Genomic DNA, 5,651 nt, shown 5'->3' with positions numbered 1-5,651 from the left:
CGGCAAGCCAGCTCCCACAGGTTGCCACAGTGCCTGTGGGAGCTGGCTTGCCGGCGATAGGGCCGAGCCTGACAATGCAGCCCTGTCAGCTTGAAACCGGACCTCAACCGCATGTCCCTCAAAGCCCTGCGCACCCTGGTGACCATCGCCCGCCACGGCACCTTCGCCCGTGCCGCCGACCTGCTCAGCCTCACCCCTTCGGCGGTGAGCCTGCACATCAAGACCCTCGAAGACGAACTGCAGGTGACCTTGTTCGACCGCAGCCGCAGGCAGGTGTCGCTGACCGAAGCCGGCCAGTTGGCGGTGGCCCGCGCCGAGACCATCCTGGCTAGCTATGACGAACTGGCCGACGCCCTGGCCAGCGGCCCGAGCCTGCGCGGCCGCCTGCGCCTGGGGGCGATCCACACGGTGCTGGCGCGACGCCTGCCCAAGGCACTGGTGTGGATCAAGGCGCACCACCCACAGCTGCACATCAGCGTGGCCTCCGGCATGTCGGCAGAACTGGCACGGCGGGTGGAAGACGGCGAACTCGATGCGGCGATCACCACCGAGCCGGTCAGCCCCTACCCGCAAAGCCTGGACTTCACGCCGTTGTTCGAAGATCGCTTCTGGGCCATCGCCAGCCCCGACCTGGCCGGGCAAAGCGTGGCGCAGTTGCTGGCCAGCCAGCCGTTCCTGCGTTTCGACAAGCGTGCCTGGGCCGGACGGCAGATCGAACAGGAACTGCGTCGGCAGCATTTGCAGGTGAGCGAGCAGATGGAGCTGGACAGCCAGGAAGCGCTGGCGCGCATGGCGGTGATGGGCCTGGGTGTGGCGATCATCCCCATGGCCGATGACGACCTGCAACGCTTGCCACCGGCCACATGCCTGCCGTTTGGCGACCCACAGCTGACCCGGCGGGTGGTGTTGCTGGAGCACGAGAAGAGCCAGCGGCGGCATTTGAGCGCGGTGCTGAAGACTGCGCTGGAGGCTTGAGATTGCCGGGGCCGCTGCGCGGCCCTTTCGCGACACAAGGCCGCTCCCACAGCGAACGCGTTGCATTTGGAGGCAGTGGCAAACCTGTGGGAGCGGCCTTGCGTCGCGAAAGGGGCGCACAGCGCCCCCAGAGCAAACATGCATTTTTCCTCAATGGTCAGTGCAGAAAACAACGTTTTTACAGATCGATCCGCACCAGTAGTCTGTGCCCCGTACCCGACCACGGAACGTCGATCATGCTCCACCTGCTGCTGACCACCCTGCTACCGATCATTCTGCTGATTGCCCTGGGCACTTTCCTGCGCCTGCGCGGCTTCCTCGCCGATAACTTCTGGCCCGGCGCCGAGCGCCTGAGCTATTACGTACTGCTGCCGTCGCTGTTCCTCCACGGCCTGGCCACTGCCAACCTCGATGGCGTACCGGTGCTGGGCATGGTCGGCGTCTTGATGCTCTCGACCCTGGCCGGGGCTGTGCTGCTGATGCTGTACCAGGGCGCAATGAGCCACGACGGTGCCGACTTCACCTCGGTGTTCCAGGGCGGCATCCGCTTCAACAACTACATCGGCGCCACCCTTGCAGCGGGTATCTACGGCAGCGCCGGCATCGCCCTGGCGGCAGTGGCCAACGCCGCCATCGTGCCACTGGTCAACCTGCTTTGCGTGCTGGTGTTCGCCCGCTTCAGTGCCCGCCATAGCTCACCGGCCACGGTGCTGCGGGCCATTTTCGCCAACCCCTTGATCGTCGGTTGCGCTGGCGGCTTGCTGCTGCGCGTCAGCGGGCTGGGCTTGCCAGCGGGTATCGAACCCACGGTCAAGGCCCTGGGCCAGGCCGCACTGCCGCTGGGCCTGCTGTGCGTCGGCGCAGCCCTGGGTGGTGCCCGCCTGGGCCAGCAGGTGCGCCCGCTGATGGCGGCGTCGGCATTCAAGTTCCTGGTCATGCCGCTGACCACCTGGGGCTTGTGTCGCCTGCTTGGTCTGGGTGGCCAGGCAGCGGTGGTGGCGGTGCTGTTCCAGGCACTGCCGACTGCGTCGTCTTCCTATGTGATGGCTCGGCAAATGGGCGGTAACGCACCGCTGATGGCCACCATCATCGCCCTGCAGACCGTGTTGGCCGCCGCCACCCTGCCTTTGGTGCTGATGCTTGCGCTTGGCTAGACTGTGAACCAGCCCACAGTTCGGGAGCTTGCATCATGCGCTTTTCGTGGATGGTGATCGGCCTGGTTTCGGCCCTGCTCGCAGGCCCCTTGCACGCGGCCGCCCCGGCCAAGGCTGCCGTCGCCGAGGACAAGGCCGAGGTGCTCGAGGAAAAAGTGGTGAATGACACACCACCCCCGAAAAAGGCCGAGACCCTCACGCCGGGCGAAGCGCAGGCAGTGGACCCGGCCGGCCAGGCGCCGCTGGATGACAGCATCACCTGCCTGGCCCGCACCATCTACTGGGAAGCCAAGGGTGCCGACGCCGAAGACATGGCCGCCGTGGCCAACGTCGTGCTCAACCGCCTGGGCCACGATGGCTTCCCGGATACCATCTGTGGCGTGGTCAAGCAGGGTGTTGAAAGCAAGGCCTGCCAGTTCTCCTGGTGGTGCGACGGGCGCCCGGACCAGGTCGAAGAAGCGCAACGCTACGACATTGCCAAGGAGATTGCGCGCAAGGCGCTCAACCAGCAGTTGAAAGACCGTACCGGGGGTGCCTTGTACTTCCATGATCGCAATGTGCGCCCGGACTGGGCCAAAGCCTACCGCCGGACGGCGCAGACCAGGCATTTTCTATTCTACAAACCGAACCAGGCGGTGGCGCGCTGATACCCAGCGGGCGCCGGCAAACGGGCTGACAACTGCGGTTTGATAGGAATGATTACCAACTGTCCGCACTTTTCCGATGATCAGTGGTCTACTCCCCCTTGTGGCGCCAGCATCGAATGCCGGCGTTTTCATTGCTTTGCACGATCCCGGGCCAAAAGCCGCGGGCTTGTGTAGGATGAGCAGCGCAAACCACGACGCTGCCAGTCATAGGGAGATCCACATGCGCGTCCTGTCATCCGTTGCCGCCTTGTCGCTGGGCCTGGTCGTTTCGGCCGGGGCACTGGCTGCCACCGGCGAAGAGGCGCAACTGATCGATTCGATCAACGTCTACCGCAGCAAGGCCCAGCCCTGCGGTGGCGAAGCGTCGTTGGAACTGCCGCCGCTCAACAGCGATACCCGCCTGGCGCTGTCGCCAGAGGGTACGCGCGACCTGCAGCAGGCCATGACGCGCGCCGCCTACCCGATGGTCAATGTGCAGGCCATCAGCCTGTCGGGGCCGCGCGATGCGCGCGCTGCCATGCATGCCATCGAAGAAAGCTTCTGCCAGGTGGTGCTCGACCCACAGTTCGTCGATATCGGCGTCAGCCAGGAAGGCCGCGACTGGCGCATCGTGCTGGCCCGGCCGCTGCTCAGTGGCCGCCTGGGCGACTGGCAGGCCGAGGGGCAGAAGGTGCTGCAGGAGATCAACGCCGCGCGCAAGGTGCCGCGCCAATGTGGTGGCCAGCCTTTCGCCGCCGCCCCCGCGCTGAGCTGGAGCACGGTGCTGGCCGGGGTTGCTGCCAACCACACCCGGGCCATGGCCAACCAGAACTTCTTCGACCACATCGACAAGGATGGCCGCACCCCCGGTGACCGGGCAGAGCTGGCCGGCTACCTGTATCAGCAGATCGGCGAAAACATCGCCGCCGGGCGTGACACCGCGCGCAAGGTGGTCGATGGCTGGCTCGATAGCCCAGGGCACTGCGCGACGCTGATGAACCCGGACTTCCGTGAGCTGGGCGCTGCATATGCGGTGGACCCGAAGAGTGATGCGGGGATTTACTGGACAGTGTTGTTCGGGACGCCGCAGTAGTCCCGGCTGACGCGCTTTATGTAGGAGCGGCCTTGTGTCGCGAAAGGGGTGCGAAGCGCCCCCAGTATCTTGGCATCAATGCAAAACTGCCGGGACCGCTTTGCGGCCCTTTCGCGACACAAGGCCGCTCCTACAGAGTGCGCGCCGGGCTTCAGGGCGAGATATTGCCGTCACGCAACGCTTGGGCCGTGCAACCGAACCGCCGCCGCACGCACTTGCCCAGGTAACTGGCATCGCCCAGGCCCACTTCATCGGCAATCTGCGCCAGGCTGTGGCTGGAATTGAGCAAGCGCCAGCGCGCCTGTTGCAGGCGCATCTCCAGCCACCAGGCCTTGGCGCTCATGCCGTGGCTGGCGTGAAACTGCCGGTCCAGCTGGCGCCGGCTGATGCCCAGCTCCGCCGCCAACTGCTCCGTGGTCAATGGCGAACCCAGATGATGACGCATCAACGCCTGGGCGCGCTGCACCTGCCGCCCCTGCCCCGCCCCCAGCTCCAGCGAGCGCAAGGCATGGCGGCTATCGCGGGTTTCATCCACCAGCATGTCGGCCAGGCCCTTGAGCGCCCGGGCCCGCCCGCAGGCCCGTGACAACAGCGCGACGGCTAGGTCGATGGCCGCGGTGCCGCCAGCGCAGGTGATGCGGCTACCGTCGATGCAATACAGCTGCTCACTCAGCACCTGCAAATGCGGGAAGGCTGCGCGGAATTCGGCTTCGTGGCGCCAGTGCACCACTACCTTGTGGCCCTGCAGCAACCCGCAGGCGGCCAACAGGAAAGCACCGTTGTCGACCCCCACCAGCTTGACGCCAGCCTTGCCGGCCTGCCTGAGCAAGGGCCGGTAGCGAGGCGCCAGCGCGGCAGTGGCCATGGCGTTGCGCCCGCCGAACACCACCAGGTAGTCGAAACTGGCCAGCTCGAGCTGGCCAGCGACGGCCTCGACCTGCACCACCGCGCCACTGCTCGACGGCACCGGGTCGAGGGTCAGCCCTGCCACGGTCCAGCTGCAGTAGCGCTGCTGGCTGTAGTCCTCGTCGTCGGCGCTGAAACGCAACTTGTCGAGAAAGGCGCCGAACGGCAGCAGGGCGAAATCCGGTAATGGCAAGATCAGCAAGCGGATATCGGGCAGCATGGCATTGCGTCCAGAAAAAACCATCAGAAGTCCAGATCATACTATTTCTGACGAAAGCCGACGCCATAGACTGGCACCCTCCCGATCAACAAGGCGTTCCCACCATGGCACTCGAAACCTGGCTCATCTACCTGCTGGCCAGCATCGGCCTGTCGCTGACCCCAGGCCCCAACAGCTTGCTGGCCCTGACCCATGGTGCCCTGTATGGCGCACGCAGGACGTTGTTCACCATCGTCGGCGGAGTGTTTGGCTTCAGCGCCCTGATCGCCCTTGCCATGTTCGGCCTCAGCGCGCTGCTGCAGGCCTCGGCCTCGGTGCTGAGCGTGCTCAAATGGGTGGGTGGTGCCTATTTGATCTGGCTGGGTATCCAACTGTGGCGCAGCCCGGGCCTGCACCTGGAACTGACTGCGCAAAACGCGCGGGCGGGCAATGCCGGGCTGTTCCGCCAGGGCTTGCTGTCGGCCATGGCCAACCCCAAGGTGCTGCTGTTCTACGGCGCTTTCCTGCCGCAGTTCATCGACCCGCAGCGAGGGTTGCTGCTGCAGTTCGTGGTGATGGCGGCAACCTTTGCCAGCGTCGAGTTCCTGGTCGAATACCTGTTGGCACGCCTGGCGTTCCGCATCCGGCCATGGCTGGCCAAGGGCGGCAAGGGCTTCAATCGCTGCTGCGGCAGCCTG

At 65.6% G+C, this 5,651-nt stretch carries 6 protein-coding genes; 5 read left to right on the top strand and 1 reads right to left on the bottom strand.

Features of this window, described 5'->3' with window-relative positions:
- Positions 1–111: 111 nt before the first annotated feature.
- The 4 genes from ACK1U9_RS19045 (at position 112) to ACK1U9_RS19030 (ending at position 3,848) form a co-directional block, all read left to right on the top strand.
- The gene (locus ACK1U9_RS19045; protein ID WP_046615403.1) at positions 112–975 is read left to right on the top strand and encodes a LysR family transcriptional regulator; all 864 of its coding nucleotides are present in this window, start codon (positions 112–114) and stop codon (positions 973–975) included.
- Between the two features lie 236 nt (positions 976–1,211).
- Positions 1,212–2,129: an AEC family transporter gene (locus ACK1U9_RS19040; protein WP_085602188.1), complete on the top strand. Its 918-nt coding sequence runs from the start codon at positions 1,212–1,214 to the stop codon at positions 2,127–2,129.
- A 35-nt stretch (positions 2,130–2,164) separates the two neighbouring features.
- Positions 2,165–2,776, top strand: a complete 612-nt coding sequence (locus ACK1U9_RS19035) for a cell wall hydrolase (RefSeq protein ID WP_046615405.1) — start codon at positions 2,165–2,167, stop codon at positions 2,774–2,776.
- A 220-nt stretch (positions 2,777–2,996) separates the two neighbouring features.
- Entirely contained in the window at positions 2,997–3,848 is an 852-nt protein-coding gene (locus tag ACK1U9_RS19030) for a CAP domain-containing protein (RefSeq protein ID WP_449110092.1), read from the top strand.
- 151 nt (positions 3,849–3,999) lie between these two features.
- Here ACK1U9_RS19030 and ACK1U9_RS19025 read toward each other — a convergent pair whose 3' ends face one another.
- A complete protein-coding gene (locus tag ACK1U9_RS19025) occupies positions 4,000–4,974 on the bottom strand; it encodes a GlxA family transcriptional regulator (RefSeq protein WP_338459166.1) in 975 nt (324 codons plus the stop codon).
- A gap of 104 nt (positions 4,975–5,078) precedes the next feature.
- Here ACK1U9_RS19025 and ACK1U9_RS19020 point away from each other — a divergent pair.
- Positions 5,079–5,651: LysE family translocator (locus ACK1U9_RS19020; RefSeq protein WP_449110091.1), on the top strand; the 573-nt coding region annotated here is incomplete at its 3' end.

It is taken from the genome of Pseudomonas sp. XP1, assembly GCF_053557675.1.
The sequence above is the reverse complement of the archived record's forward strand: the minus strand, read 5'-3'. Positions and strand labels throughout refer to the sequence as shown.

Coding starts and splice junctions, on each gene's coding strand:
- ACK1U9_RS19045 (WP_046615403.1), top strand. CDS start 112: ATGTCCCTCAAAGCCCTGCGCACCCTGGTGACCATCGCCCGCCACGGC.
- ACK1U9_RS19040 (WP_085602188.1), top strand. CDS start 1,212: ATGCTCCACCTGCTGCTGACCACCCTGCTACCGATCATTCTGCTGATT.
- ACK1U9_RS19035 (WP_046615405.1), top strand. CDS start 2,165: ATGCGCTTTTCGTGGATGGTGATCGGCCTGGTTTCGGCCCTGCTCGCA.
- ACK1U9_RS19030 (WP_449110092.1), top strand. CDS start 2,997: ATGCGCGTCCTGTCATCCGTTGCCGCCTTGTCGCTGGGCCTGGTCGTT.
- ACK1U9_RS19025 (WP_338459166.1), bottom strand. CDS start 4,974: ATGCTGCCCGATATCCGCTTGCTGATCTTGCCATTACCGGATTTCGCC.